Consider the following 11,661-nt stretch of genomic DNA (forward strand, 5'->3'; position numbering starts at 1 on the left):
GCTTCGACCAGCGTGGCCAGCCGGGGCGGCAGGGCGCTCAGGTCCGGGTGGTGTGTCAGCACCCGGTGCATGACGCCGCCCAGGTTCTCGCCACCGAACGGGTCGCGCCCGGTGGCCGCGAACACCATGATCGCGCCCCACGCGAACACGTCGGCCGCCGTCCCCACGCGCTGCCCCGTCAGCGCCTCGGGCGCCATGTAGCTGGGAGTTCCCGCCAGCTCGCCGGTCCTGGTCAAGGACATCTCCAGCGTCCTGGCGATGCCGAAGTCGATCACGCGCGGCCCGTCCGGCCCGAGCAGCACGTTGTCCGGCTTGAGGTCGCGGTGGACCACGCCCGCCTCGTGGATCGCGGTGAGCGCCGTGGCCACCGCCGTCGCCAGCCGGTACAGGTCGTCCCCGGCGAAGCGCCGCCCTTCCCGTACGGCCTCGCGCAGGCTCGAACCTGGAACGTACTCCGAGACCAGGTACGGCTTGCCGCCGTCGAGCTCGGCCGCCAGCAGCCGGGCGGTGCAGAACGAGGCAACCCGACCCGCCGCGGCCGCCTCCTTGGCGAAGCGCCCCCGATCGCCCGCCGCGTGCAGCACCTTCACCGCCACCCGCCGGCCCTCGGGGTCGTAGGCGTCGTACACGACCCCCTGTCCTCCCGAGCCCAGCCGCCCAGCCAGCCAGTAGTCCCCGATCCGCTGCGGGTCTCCCGCGATCAACGCCTCCACGGCGGATTAGATGCGGCCGTCGGTGCCAAAGTTGCCACCGCCGGCGGGCCAGCATTATTTTACAAGTAAAACATCTGATAAGCTTTTAGGGATGATAAGTGCCATCCCCTTCGACCAGCGCCTCCGGCGCGTCCGCATGCCCGTCCGATCCGCCCTGCGCCTGCGGCCGCTCGGCGACATCTGGCACAAGCCCGCGCTGAGCTCTGTGGCCGCGCTCACCTTGGTGCTGTTCGCGCTGCTCGCGATCGGGCGGCTGGACCTGGTCCTGTACGCCGCCACCGGCGCGATGTGCGCCCTGTACGGCCATGGCCTGCCGTACGCCGCGCGCGCCAAGGCCCTGGCGTGGACCGTGCTCGGCATGGTGTCCAGCGTGGGCGTCGCGCTCGTCACGGCCGCGCTCACCGACTCGATCGCCATCCGGGTGGCGGTGGCGGCGCTCCTGGCCGGGCTGCACAAGGCGGCGTGCGACGCGACCCGGATCGGGCCACCGGCCCACGTCGTGCTCACGTTCATGACCGCCAGCGCTGCCTTCGTGCCGCAACGGCTTTCCGACGTTCCCGCGCACGTGGGGATCGCGCTGCTGGGCGGGGCCATGGCGTGGGCGGTGGGGATGGCGCCCGGGCTGGTCCGGCCCGACGGCCCGGAGCGGATCGCGGTGGCGCGAGCCCTGGAGTCCGCCGCCCGCCTGTTGCGGGCGCGGGCCGACGATCAAGACCACGACCTGCACCAGGTACGCAACGCCGCCGCGGCCGCGGTCAACGCCGCATGGCAGACGCTGCTGCACTCCCGCGCCGCCGATCGGCGGCAGGGGCTCCGGCGGCTGCTGGTCCGGGCGGAATCAGCCGCCGCGCGCGCCTCGGCGGACAGCCCCGCGACGCCTGCCCGCGCATTGGCGGCCGACGCCGACGTCCTGCTGTCCCACGCCCACGAGCTGCGCAGGGGGCGTCCCCTGCCCGAGCCGTCAGCCGCCGACCCGCGTACCGCCGCGGCCGAGCAGGCCGAACTCGCCGGCGTCGCCGCGGAAGAGGGCGTCCCCGCGCAGGGCACGGCGTTCCGCCGCCTTCTCATGGACATGGCCCGAGGATGGCGGGTCGTGGTGAGGGTGTCCGCCGGCGCGGGGGTGGCGGGCTGGGCGTCGATGGCGCTCGGGGTGGGCCGGCCGTACTGGGCCGTCGTGACCGCTGCCGCGGTGTTCGCCGCCAGCACCACCCTGTCCTGGAGCCGCGCGCTCCAGCGCGTGGTCGGCAACCTGCTCGGTGTCGCCCTGTTCACCCTGCTGGCGCCCGTGACCCGGCTCGGGGCGCTCGCGCTCATCGTGACCGTCCTCGCCATGCAGTTCGTCACCGAGGCGGCCATCACCCGCAACTACTGGCTCGGCAGCGTGTTCGTCACCCCGATGGCCATTTTGATGACCGAGTTCGCGGGCGCGCAGCCGGTGTCCGTGCTCGTGGCCGACCGCTGGCTCGACACTTGCCTGGGGGCCGTCGCCGGGCTGCTGGCCTGCGTGCTGCTGCCCGACCGGCGGGCGGCCCAGCGGGTGCGCGATGGCCTCGACCGGCTGGAGCGGGTGGTGGCCGAGGTGCCGTCCGCCGCGCAAGGACGCGCCGTGCGCGACCGGCTCCGGGCCGCACTGGTGGAGCTGCGCGAAGCCGCCGACCTCGCGGCGGGCGAGTGGTGGAGCGGAGCGCTGCCGCAGGAACGCATCGCCGCCGCCGAACGGGCCGGACACCACAGACTCGCCGAACTGGCGACCTGACCCGACGCCGTACGATCAGAGCCGGCGAACAGGAAGAACGGAGCGCGTGGCGGCCGAAGGACGCCCGCGACGACAGGAAGGATCGAGCCCGTGGAGGATGCCGTGGCGAAGGCGCTGCGCCAGTGGCGGCAGGTCCTCCCCGACGCCGATCTCAACACGATCGCCGTCATCGGCAGGCTCAACCGGTGCGCCGCCCTCCTGCAGCACGCCTCCGACGCGCCGCTCGGCGCCGCCGGCGTGAGCCGTGCGGAGTTCGACCTCCTGTGCGCCCTCCTCAGGGTCGGCGGGGAGCTGACCCCAAGCCGCCTGGCCCGTGAGACGTTCGCCTCGGGCGCGGCGGTGACCAAACGGATCAAGCGCCTGGAGGAGACCGGCCTGGTCTCCCGGCGGATCGACGACCGGGACCGGCGAGTGGCTCACCTCTCCCTCACCGAGCGCGGCAGGAGCCTCATCATGCGGCTGATGCCCGAACAACTGGAGTACGAGACAGCCCTGCTGTCCGGTCTGCCCGCCGAACGCGAGCGACAACTTGCCGACCTGCTGGCGGAGCTCCTGCTGATGCTGGAAGGCCGCCTGGGCGGCATGCTCGGCTGAGCCGGGACGGCTGCCGCGCCTACTCCGTCTCGCGGCGGCGGACGGGGCGTCGCCCTGCGGGTGCCTGGCGCGTCTGGCCTCTGGTGGCGCCGCGTGCGCCGACGGGCTCCCTTTCGGGCTCTTCTTCTTCCTCCTCGTACTCTTCCTCTTCGGGCTCCTCTTCCTCCCACTCCTCCTCTTCGGGCTTTTCCTCTTCGGCCCTCTCGGGCTCCCTTTCCTCCTCGTACTCTTCCTCTTCGGGCTCTTCCTCTTCAGCCCTCTCGGGCTCCCTTTCCTCCTCGTACTCTTCCTCTTCGGGCTCTTCCTCTTCAGCCCTCTCGGGCTCCCTTTCCTCCTCTTCGGGCTTCTCTTCCTCCTCGGCCAGCTTGGCGCGCTCCTCCTCCATCGCCGTCTCGTGGTCCTTGACGACCTGGCTGTCGCGGATCTCGCCGCGCCAGCCCTCGCCGACCTCGTCGGGGTGCAGCAGGAGGTGCGACATCACGTGCCGCCTGAAGTGCTTGAGCTCCAGCCGCGCCCGCCGGCCCTGGGCACGCCACAGGTTGCCGGTGCGCTCGAAGAGCCCCTGCGGGTGGTACTCCAGCACCACCAGGACATGGGTGAGGTCGTCGGTGACCGCGTGGAACGTCACGGCGCCGTCGACGTAGCCCTTCGCGCCCTCCGACCGCCAGATGATGTGGCTGTCCGGGACCTGCTCGATGATGTGGGACTTCCACGTCCGGTGGGACCACCAGACCTGGGCCTTCCAGGAGAGCTGCTCGTCGCTTTCCTGATTGACCGTCTCCACCTTCTTCATGAAGGTCGGGAAGTCCTGGAACTGGGTCCACTGGTCGTACACCAGGCGGCGGGGGGCGCCGACGTCGATCGTCTCGACGATGTTGACGATCTTCTGGTGGCCGCCCTTACCGCCCCCCTTTCCGCCGGTGATCTTCTGCCATGCCCCCTTCAGGCCCCCCTTCAGTCCGCCCCAGAGGCCGCCCTTGAGGCCGCCTTTGAGGGCGCCGCCCAGCATGCCGCCGGGGTTGTCGGAGCCGGTCACCGCGCTGATGAGGCTCTTCCCGCCGCTCTCCGCGTAGTCGGTCAACCGTCCGGTGAGGTCCCCGATCTTTCCTTCCGCGGACGAGAGCAGCCGCTCGCTCGCGGCCTGCAGCAGGTTCTGCGCCTCCTGGATGAGCCGGCCGGTCGGCAGGTTCTCGGCGATCGCGCCCCCGGCCTTCTTGACCGTCTCCGTCGCCGCGCCGGCCGCTCCTTGACCGGCGTCCCTCGCCGTTCCGGCCACTCCTTGACCGGTGCTCCTGGCTGCGCCGGCCACTCCTTGACCGGTGCTCCTGGCCGCGCCGGCCGCTCCTTGACCGGCGCTCTTGGCCGTGCCCGCGGCCCTCCTGGCCGTTCCCGTCACTGCCCGGCCGGTTCCCCGAACCGCCTGCCCGGCCCTTCCGGCTCTCGTCTCAGCCACTCGTCTCACCTCCGCGACTGGCCGGCCCGCCGCACAGGGCGGGTCCGTCGCTGCGTCCTCTGGGGCGGGGGCTCCGGCTCTTCCTCGTAGCCCTCGCCCTCGTCCTCGTAATGCCGGTCCTCGTAGTCCTCCTCCGGGCCTTCCTCCTCCGGGCCTTCCTCTTCCGGGCCTTCCTCTTCCGCCTCCCTCGTGGTCCGGCGGGGTCCCTTTGCCGTCCCCTGCGTACGCAGAGTCTCGGCGCGTTCGTGGAGCCTGTTGCTCAGGGCATCGATCTGCCTGCTGGTCGCCGCCACCGCCGCCGCCTTGCCGACCTCCATCAGGTCCCCGCGGAGGCGGTCGGTGATCTGCCCGACCTCAGCGGAGGAGCGGAGGGTCTTGATCCCCTGCGACAGCAGGCCACCACCCTCAGACATGCGCGCGCGGCCGACGAGCCCCGCCAGCGCCAACGCCGCGGCCATGCGCAACTTGCGACGCCGTCCGAGGTAGTAACCCGCGAGCACGGCGAAGGCTATCCGTGACGTGTTCGACATGATCAGTGCTCCTTTCCCTCCTGCTCCTTCGTCTCGGGGTGCACAGAACCGGTGCACAGAAAGCCTGTTGCCGTGGCCGAGGCACTCGCCCGTGGGCTGCCCTCAAACAGGACAAAGAACCAGATACAAGGGAAAGTTGGGCAGACTTTGGGCGGCCCAGACCAGAGATTTGCGGTCCTCGTGGTGACGCTGATCCGCTTCCCGGCCGCGCCGAACCCGAGTGCCGAGGTGTTGCCCGCGGCTCAGGCCGACTCCGCGGCCTCCCCGACCCCCTGCAGGCTGGGGAAGCGGTGCTGACTGGCCAGGAGGTGGCCGATCCCGACGATGCCCACGATGGGCCATTCCACGATCTCCAGCACCCCCAATGCGACGAGGACCGTGTAGAAGGCGAGATGCTCTGGCGTCGGCAGGGTGACCGTGCCGAGCACGGGCAACGTGACGTGGGGCCGCTGCTGAGCGGTAGTGCACTCGACGACCATGATGCCGCTCCTTCGATCGACGACTCGCCGTCCGGACTGCCCTCCAGCCGGTCCGGTAACTCGCGACCGGGTAAAGCTTCAGGGGTCAGGAAAGATGATCACGGGGCCGGTTCCGCAGGTCGGCAAGCGGCTGGAGCCACCACAGCCACGTCACGGCCGCCGCCACCCCGGCGCCGACCAGGGAGACCATCGGGTTGCGCAGGACGTACTCCATGACCAGCGCGACCGCGCCGGAGATCGCGACGGCCAGCGACACCGAGCCGATGATCGCCAGCCGGTTGCCTCGCTTCAGCACCTTCTCCTTCAGCTTCGTACGGAACAGCAGCCGGTGCTGCACCGCGGGGGCGATGAAACAGACGGACGCGGTGGCCGCCCCCAGCAACGCCACGAGATAGAGGGCCAGCCCGATGGCGTCCAGCCTGCCGTACCCCGCCTGAAAGGGAACGGTGAGCAGGAAGCCGAACAGGACCTGCACCCCGGTCACCGCCACGCGGAGCTCCTGCACGAGCTCGCCGAGCTCGCGGTTGACCCGGACCGTGTGGCTCTCGTGGGATTCGGAGCCTGGGAGTGTCATCGCGCACCCCTTCCCTCCGCACGAGCGTGAGGTACCCGCCCGCGTCGCCACTACTCGTGGGCGGTACGCCGCCCGATCGTGACCAATTGCTACTATCCGTGTTGTCCGGGTGATTGTGCCGGACGACAGATCACCACGATTCCCCCCGAGTACCTCTCAAGGGGGATGAGATGACAGACATGGAGCATCCACCGCCTTCCTCTTCCGTCATAGAGGCATGGATCGATCAGGTTCTCCTGCTCGCCGGCGTGAGACCGCTCACCAACGCATCACTCCCGTGCCCGCGGCAGACGCCGCCCAAGGCGCCGCTGTCCCGCGCCCGGCCCGACGAGCCTTGAAACCGGTGCGCCACGAAATTCCGGCCAATTCCCGTGAGCGGCCGGGCCGGCGGCCCGCGAACAAGCAAAGGGCTCTGTCTCCATCGGCCGAATCGTTCATCCGCACGTAAATTATTCGCCCGGTCACGCCTGACAGCCACCGTCGGGCAGTTTATTGCCGCGACATAAAGGACAGCCATCACACATGCCATGGGGGAAAATACACAAGCGGCCGTCGCGGCCATGATGTTCGCCCGCGCCGCAGGCCTCTGGCGACGACATGGTTACGCCTCCTCACGGGAAGGGGGCGGGGCCGTCGAGGAGGCGTACCGGCACTGCGAGCAGATCATGCGCAGTCAGGCCCGCAACTTCTCGTACGGTCTGCGACTGCTGCCCGTCCCCAAGCGGCGTGCGCTGAGCGCCGTCTACGCGCTGGCCCGCAGGATCGACGACATCGCCGACGGGGACGGCCCGGCCGGGCAGAAACTGACCCGCCTGTCCACGGTTCGCGGAATGCTCGGCGAGACCGCCCCCGCGACGCAGGACCTCGTGCTGGTGGCGCTGTTCGAAGCCGCCCGCCGCTACCCCATTCCGCTCGCGGCGTTCGCCGATCTGGTCGACGGCTGCGCCGCCGACGTGCGCGGGAGCACGTACGCGACGTTCGAGGACCTGGTCGGCTACTGCCGGTGCGTCGCCGGGTCGATCGGGCGGCTGTCGCTGGGCGTGTTCGGCACGGACGACGTCAAGGCGGCGACGCCGCTCGCGGACGCGCTCGGCGTGGCCCTGCAGATCACCAACATCCTCCGCGACCTGCGGGAGGACCGCCTGTCCGGGCGGATCTACCTGCCCGCCCAGGACCTCGAGCGGTTCGGCTGCACCCTGGACATGGACGCGTCCGGCCGCTTCCGCGACCCGCCGGAGCGCCTGGCCGGTCTCGTACGATTCGAGGCGGACCGGGCACGCGACTGGTTCGCCACCGGGATGCGCCTGCTGCCCCTGCTGGACGCGCGCAGCGCCGCCTGCACGGGGACCATGGCCGGCATCTACCAGTGCCTGCTCGACCGCATCACCGCTGATCCCGGCCGCGCGCTGGCCGCCCGGCTGTCCTTGACGACGAGGGAGAAGTCCATGGTCGCGGTACGCGCCCTCGCCCAAGCCCGCAGCGGGAGAGGCCGTCCGTCCCATCGGGCCGGGTTCCGTTGATCACTGCCGCGCTGCTGGCGGTGCTCGCCGCGCTGTGCAACGCCATCGCGTCGGTTCTGCAGCGGGACGCGGCACGATCGGTGGCGCCGGAGCTGGGACTGCGGATGGGCCTGATCTGGGCGCTGATCCGGCACCCGGTGTGGCTGTGGGGCATCGCGGCGCTGATCGCGGGGTTCGTCTTCCAGGCCGCCGCGCTGTCGATGGGGGGCATCGCCCTGGTCCAGCCGGTCCTGGTGGTCGAGCTGCCGTTCACCATGATCATTCTGTCGTGGGCATTCGGCGCGGTCCTGGACAGGCTGTCGTGGCTGGCGATCGTCACGTTGTCGGCCGGGCTCGCGATATTCCTCATGGCGGCGGCTCCCGGTCACGGCCGGTGGTCGCCTGACACGACCGAATGGATCGTCGCCACCGTCGTGACCGCGGGAACCATCGCCGCACTGGTGGTGGTGGCGTCCGCGACCAAGGGGGTCGCCCGTCCCGCCGCGCTGGGCGTGGCCGCGGGCCTCGGCTTCGCCTTCACGGCCACGCTCATCAAGAAGTGCACGTCGATCGCACAGCAGGATCCGGGCGCGCTGCTGGTGTCCTGGCCTCTGTACGGGATGGTGGCAGCGGGCCTGTGCAGCCTGTTCCTCCTGCAGAACGCCCTGCACAGCGGCACCCTGGTGGTCGCGCAACCGGCGCTGACCATCAGCGACCCCATCGCCGGCATCCTGTACGGCGCGCTCATGTTCGGGGAGCCGATCCGCGCCGGCCCATGGATCGTGCTGGAGGTGGCGGGCATCGGGCTCATGGTCTACGGCGTCATCGAGCTGGCCAGGTCACCGCTCATCCAGAGCCAGAGCTCGCCCACCTCGGCGCGGAAATGAGACCGGCCTGGACAGGCATCGAGTAGAACAGCGCGCCCGCCCTGTCCGCCAGGCGCTTGCGCGCTCGCGCGTCTTCGAGGTGGTCCAGCGCCTTAAGCAGAGCGGACGCGCTGCCGGTGTGCATGCTCACTCCGGCTCTGGCCATCGACCGTGCGCCGTCGCGGCCGTGGCCGGGGATCGGCCGGTGGATGATGACCGGCAGGCCCGCGGCGAAAGCCTCCTCGCAGGTCAGGCCGGAGCCGTTGTCGACCAGGGCGTACGCGGCCGCCATGAGCTCCGGCACGTCGTCGCGCCAGCCGAGCGCGGGGCCCAGCCCGGCCTCTCGCAGGCGGCGCCGCAGCCCGGCGTTGTCGCCGCACAGGACGAGCGGCGTGTATCGCCCCGACCTCGCCAGGGTGCGCGCGGTCGCGATGATCTCCCCGACCCCCCAGGACCCTCCCGACACCAGCACGAGCCGGTCGCCGGGGTCCACGCCGACGCTGCCGGCCACTCGTCCGGGATCGGCCACCGCCCGCGCGAACTCCGGGCGCACGACGGGCGCACAGCGGAGCACAGGCCGGCGGGCCTGGGCGGCGATCTGCCCGACGATATCGGGATTCGGGCACAGGTACCGGTCGTTGCCGCGGTGCAGCCACAGCCGGTGCACCGCGAAGTCCGTCACCAGCACCGTGCTCGGGCAGGGCAGCTCACCGCGTTCGCGCAGCCGTCCCGTGATCTGCGCGGCCAGGTGGAAGGTCGAGACGACCTCGTCGGGCCGGCGGGCGTCGACGAGCCGGCGGAGGCGCGAGGCGGCGAGCACCGTGAGCGGAGACGTCCCCGGCGCCCGTTTGCCGACGAAGAAGACCTGGTAGATGACTTCGTAGAGCCAGGGGGCGCGCAGGATCATCCCGCGGTACCCACGGCGCAGCGCCGATCCCAGCCGGAGCGGGAAGAGCCGGAGGACATCGATGATCTCTGAATCGGCATTCTCGGCCGCGAGCCGAGCGGCCAGCTCGGCGGCGACGCCGTCATGGCCGGTGCCCATCGACGCGCTGAGGATGAGCACCCGCCGCGCCCTCCCGGCGGTAGGGCGATGAGTCGTCTCGCCCTGCCTCTCGGGCTGGCCTGCCTGGCCTTGCTGCACGCCGGTCCGGCCGCCACCTGGCTGCAGCCGGTCCGGCGACGGGTGCCCGCCCTCGCCGGCGCCGGGGACTCCGATCATGTGGCGCTCACCTTCGACGACGGCCCCCATCCCGGCTCGACCCCGCGCTTCCTGGACGAGCTGGCGCGGCTCGGCTGTCACGCGACCTTCTTCGTCCTCGGCGAGCTGCTCGAACGCCACCAGTGGCTGGGCCGCCGCATCGTGGCCGAGGGCCACGAGCTGGCCGTGCACGGCTGGCGGCACGGCAACGCCCTGCTCGCCCCGCCGGGGCGGCTGACGGCCGAGATCGGCCGCACCGCCGAGCTGGTGAGCGCGGTCGGCGGGGTCAGGCCGGCGTGGTATCGCCCGCCCTACGGGGCGCTGAGCCTCGAGGCGCTGGTCTCCGCCCGCCTGCGGGGGCTCCGCCCCGTGCTGTGGACCGCCTGGGGCAGGGACTGGGAGGCAGCCGCCACGCCCGACTCGGTGCTGGCCACCGTGTCGGCCGGGCTGCGCGGCGGGGCGACCGTCCTGCTCCATGACTCCGACCACGCCTCCGTTCCGGGCTCATGGCGATCGGCGCTCGATGCCCTCCCGGCGCTCGTGGACCGCTGCCGGCTCATGGGCCTGAGGGTGGGGCCGCTGCGCGACCACGGCGTGCGAGCAAGCCACCCCGCATTTCCATAAAAGCCACTCCCCCTTTCCCCGCGCATTCAAACGCAGATTTCCCGGCCCCGCCACCGTGTAAATTCCGGGCCAATGACATGGAAATAGAATATAGAAACAATGCCATCATGTTTGCGCTGCCCGGCGACGGATAATTTCCCTGTCGTGCTGTCACAAAGGGGCCATTCGCGGGAGCAGGCGGAAAAGGCGCGCCGGGAGAACTTCCCGGTGGCCTCGCGGCTGCTGCCGCGCCGGCACCGAGAGCACCTCATGGCCGTGTACGGCTTCGCGCGGTCGGTTGACGACGTGGGTGACGACGAGCGTCCCGATGACCGCCTGCGGCTGCTGGCCGAGTTCGAGGCCGATCTGGCCCGGCTGTACGACGGGCAGGCCCCGCGGCTGCGTCCGGTCCGCGCCCTGGCCCGCACCGTCCAGGAGTGCTCGATCCCCGCCGAGCCGTTCCACCTCCTCATCGAGGCCAACCGGGTCGACCAGGCGGTCACCCGCTACGAGACGTTCGACGACCTCCTCGGTTACTGCGAGTTGTCGGCGAACCCGGTCGGCAGGATCGTGCTGCACGTGTTCGGGGAGGCGAGCGGCCCCCGGCTGGCCCTGTCGGACCGGGTGTGCTCGGCGTTGCAGGTCATCGAGCACTGCCAGGACGTGGGCGAGGACTACCGGCGCGGGCGCGTCTACCTGCCGCAGGAGGATCTGCGCCGGGCGGGCTGCCCGATCGGCCATCTTGCGGCGGCGGCCACGTCACCGCAGTTGCGCGAGGTGGTCGCCATGCAGGCCGCGCGGGCCGGAAGGCTGCTGGCCGAGGGGCAGACGATCGTCGCCTCGCTGTCCGGCTTCGCCCGTACGGCGGTCGCGGGCTACGTCGCGGGAGGCCACGCGACCCTGGCCGCGCTGAGAAGCACCCACTACGACGTCCTGGGCCGTGCCGTCCGGCCACGCCGCCTACGCCTGCTCAGGGCGTGGGCGCGTGTCCACATGACCATGGGGTGGCCCGGTGCGCGTCTCCAACGCCTCCCGTCGGCCTGAGAGCGAGGCACGCGCCCGTGTGGGGAGCCCTCCGATGAACATCGCGCCGGTGGCGGTCGTCGGCGGCGGCCTGGCCGGCATCTCCGCGGCCATCGCGCTCGCCGAGGCGGGCTGCCCCGTGACGCTGTACGAGGCCCGTCCGAGGCTGGGCGGCGCCACGTACTCCTTCCAGCGCGGCGGGCTGACGGTGGACAACGGGCAGCACGTCTTCCTCCGCTGCTGCACCGCGTACCTGGGACTCCTGGAACGGATCGGCGGCACCGCGCTGGTCGACCTGCAGAGCCGGTTCGACGTGCGGGTGCTGGGCACGGCGGGCCGGTCCGGGCGGCTGCGCCGGGCCTCGCTGCCC

General features: G+C 71.4%; 13 protein-coding genes. 7 read left to right on the plus strand and 6 right to left on the minus strand.

Annotation, left to right across the window (positions count from 1 at the left end):
* The coding region (locus AB0J09_RS39800; RefSeq protein WP_360702812.1) for a serine/threonine-protein kinase at nt 1–713 on the minus strand (713 nt) is incomplete at its 3' end.
* A 91-nt stretch (nt 714–804) separates the two neighbouring features.
* Here AB0J09_RS39800 and AB0J09_RS39805 point away from each other — a divergent pair.
* Entirely contained in the window at nt 805–2,469 is a 1,665-nt protein-coding gene (locus AB0J09_RS39805) for an FUSC family protein (RefSeq protein WP_360702815.1), read from the plus strand.
* 90 nt (nt 2,470–2,559) lie between these two features.
* Nucleotides 2,560–3,063 (plus strand): MarR family transcriptional regulator, encoded by a 504-nt coding sequence (locus AB0J09_RS39810; RefSeq protein ID WP_360702818.1) that lies wholly within the window; start codon nt 2,560–2,562, stop codon nt 3,061–3,063.
* A gap of 19 nt (nt 3,064–3,082) precedes the next feature.
* Here the strand turns inward: AB0J09_RS39810 and AB0J09_RS39815 are convergent, their stop codons facing one another.
* The 4 genes from AB0J09_RS39815 to AB0J09_RS39830 all read right to left on the minus strand — a co-directional run bounded on the left by AB0J09_RS39815 (nt 3,083) and on the right by AB0J09_RS39830 (nt 6,099).
* Nucleotides 3,083–4,516, minus strand: a complete 1,434-nt coding sequence (locus tag AB0J09_RS39815; RefSeq protein WP_360702821.1) for an SRPBCC family protein — start codon at nt 4,514–4,516, stop codon at nt 3,083–3,085.
* A gap of 5 nt (nt 4,517–4,521) precedes the next feature.
* Nucleotides 4,522–5,046 carry a hypothetical protein gene (locus tag AB0J09_RS39820; protein ID WP_360702824.1) on the minus strand — a complete coding sequence of 175 codons (525 nt, stop codon included), beginning with the start codon at nt 5,044–5,046 and terminating at the stop codon, nt 4,522–4,524.
* Nucleotides 5,047–5,288: 242 nt separating this feature from the next.
* The gene (locus tag AB0J09_RS39825; RefSeq protein WP_360702826.1) at nt 5,289–5,525 is read right to left on the minus strand and encodes a hypothetical protein; all 237 of its coding nucleotides are present in this window, start codon (nt 5,523–5,525) and stop codon (nt 5,289–5,291) included.
* Nucleotides 5,526–5,610: 85 nt separating this feature from the next.
* Nucleotides 5,611–6,099: a DUF6328 family protein gene (locus tag AB0J09_RS39830; protein WP_360702829.1), complete on the minus strand. Its 489-nt coding sequence runs from the start codon at nt 6,097–6,099 to the stop codon at nt 5,611–5,613.
* 527 nt (nt 6,100–6,626) lie between these two features.
* Between AB0J09_RS39830 and AB0J09_RS39835 the strand changes: the two genes are divergently transcribed.
* Nucleotides 6,627–7,619, plus strand: a complete 993-nt coding sequence (locus AB0J09_RS39835) for a squalene/phytoene synthase family protein (RefSeq protein ID WP_360702832.1) — start codon at nt 6,627–6,629, stop codon at nt 7,617–7,619.
* Nucleotides 7,616–8,485, plus strand: a complete 870-nt coding sequence (locus AB0J09_RS39840) for a DMT family transporter (protein WP_360702835.1) — start codon at nt 7,616–7,618, stop codon at nt 8,483–8,485. The genes AB0J09_RS39835 and AB0J09_RS39840 overlap by 4 nt, the downstream gene beginning before the upstream one ends.
* Here the strand turns inward: AB0J09_RS39840 and AB0J09_RS39845 are convergent.
* Nucleotides 8,445–9,530, minus strand: a complete 1,086-nt coding sequence (locus tag AB0J09_RS39845; RefSeq protein ID WP_360702838.1) for a hypothetical protein — start codon at nt 9,528–9,530, stop codon at nt 8,445–8,447. The two genes, AB0J09_RS39840 and AB0J09_RS39845, sit on opposite strands and share 41 nt — an antisense overlap.
* Nucleotides 9,531–9,557: 27 nt before the next feature.
* Between AB0J09_RS39845 and AB0J09_RS39850 the strand changes: the two genes are divergently transcribed.
* From AB0J09_RS39850 to AB0J09_RS39860, 3 genes are all read left to right on the plus strand, one after another.
* Nucleotides 9,558–10,289 (plus strand): polysaccharide deacetylase family protein, encoded by a 732-nt coding sequence (locus AB0J09_RS39850; RefSeq protein ID WP_360702841.1) that lies wholly within the window; start codon nt 9,558–9,560, stop codon nt 10,287–10,289.
* 144 nt (nt 10,290–10,433) lie between these two features.
* Complete coding sequence (hpnC, locus tag AB0J09_RS39855) at nt 10,434–11,312, plus strand: squalene synthase HpnC (RefSeq protein WP_360702844.1); 879 nt, start codon at nt 10,434–10,436, stop codon at nt 11,310–11,312.
* Between the two features lie 34 nt (nt 11,313–11,346).
* A partial coding sequence (locus AB0J09_RS39860; RefSeq protein ID WP_360702847.1) for an FAD-dependent oxidoreductase occupies nt 11,347–11,661 on the plus strand: 315 nt, incomplete at its 3' end.

Origin of the sequence: Nonomuraea sp. NPDC049784 (genome assembly GCF_040659615.1) — a bacterium.
In the GTDB taxonomy this organism is placed as follows: Bacteria; Actinomycetota; Actinomycetes; order Streptosporangiales; family Streptosporangiaceae; genus Nonomuraea.

What these genes read in the sequence shown, in the direction of transcription:
- AB0J09_RS39805 (WP_360702815.1), top strand. Translation starts at nt 805, where the DNA reads ATGATAAGTGCCATCCCCTTCGACCAGCGCCTCCGGCGCGTCCGCATG.
- AB0J09_RS39820 (WP_360702824.1), bottom strand. Translation starts at nt 5,046, where the DNA reads ATGTCGAACACGTCACGGATAGCCTTCGCCGTGCTCGCGGGTTACTAC.
- AB0J09_RS39825 (WP_360702826.1), bottom strand. Translation starts at nt 5,525, where the DNA reads ATGGTCGTCGAGTGCACTACCGCTCAGCAGCGGCCCCACGTCACGTTG.
- AB0J09_RS39830 (WP_360702829.1), bottom strand. Translation starts at nt 6,099, where the DNA reads ATGACACTCCCAGGCTCCGAATCCCACGAGAGCCACACGGTCCGGGTC.
- AB0J09_RS39835 (WP_360702832.1), top strand. Translation starts at nt 6,627, where the DNA reads ATGGGGGAAAATACACAAGCGGCCGTCGCGGCCATGATGTTCGCCCGC.
- AB0J09_RS39850 (WP_360702841.1), top strand. Translation starts at nt 9,558, where the DNA reads ATGAGTCGTCTCGCCCTGCCTCTCGGGCTGGCCTGCCTGGCCTTGCTG.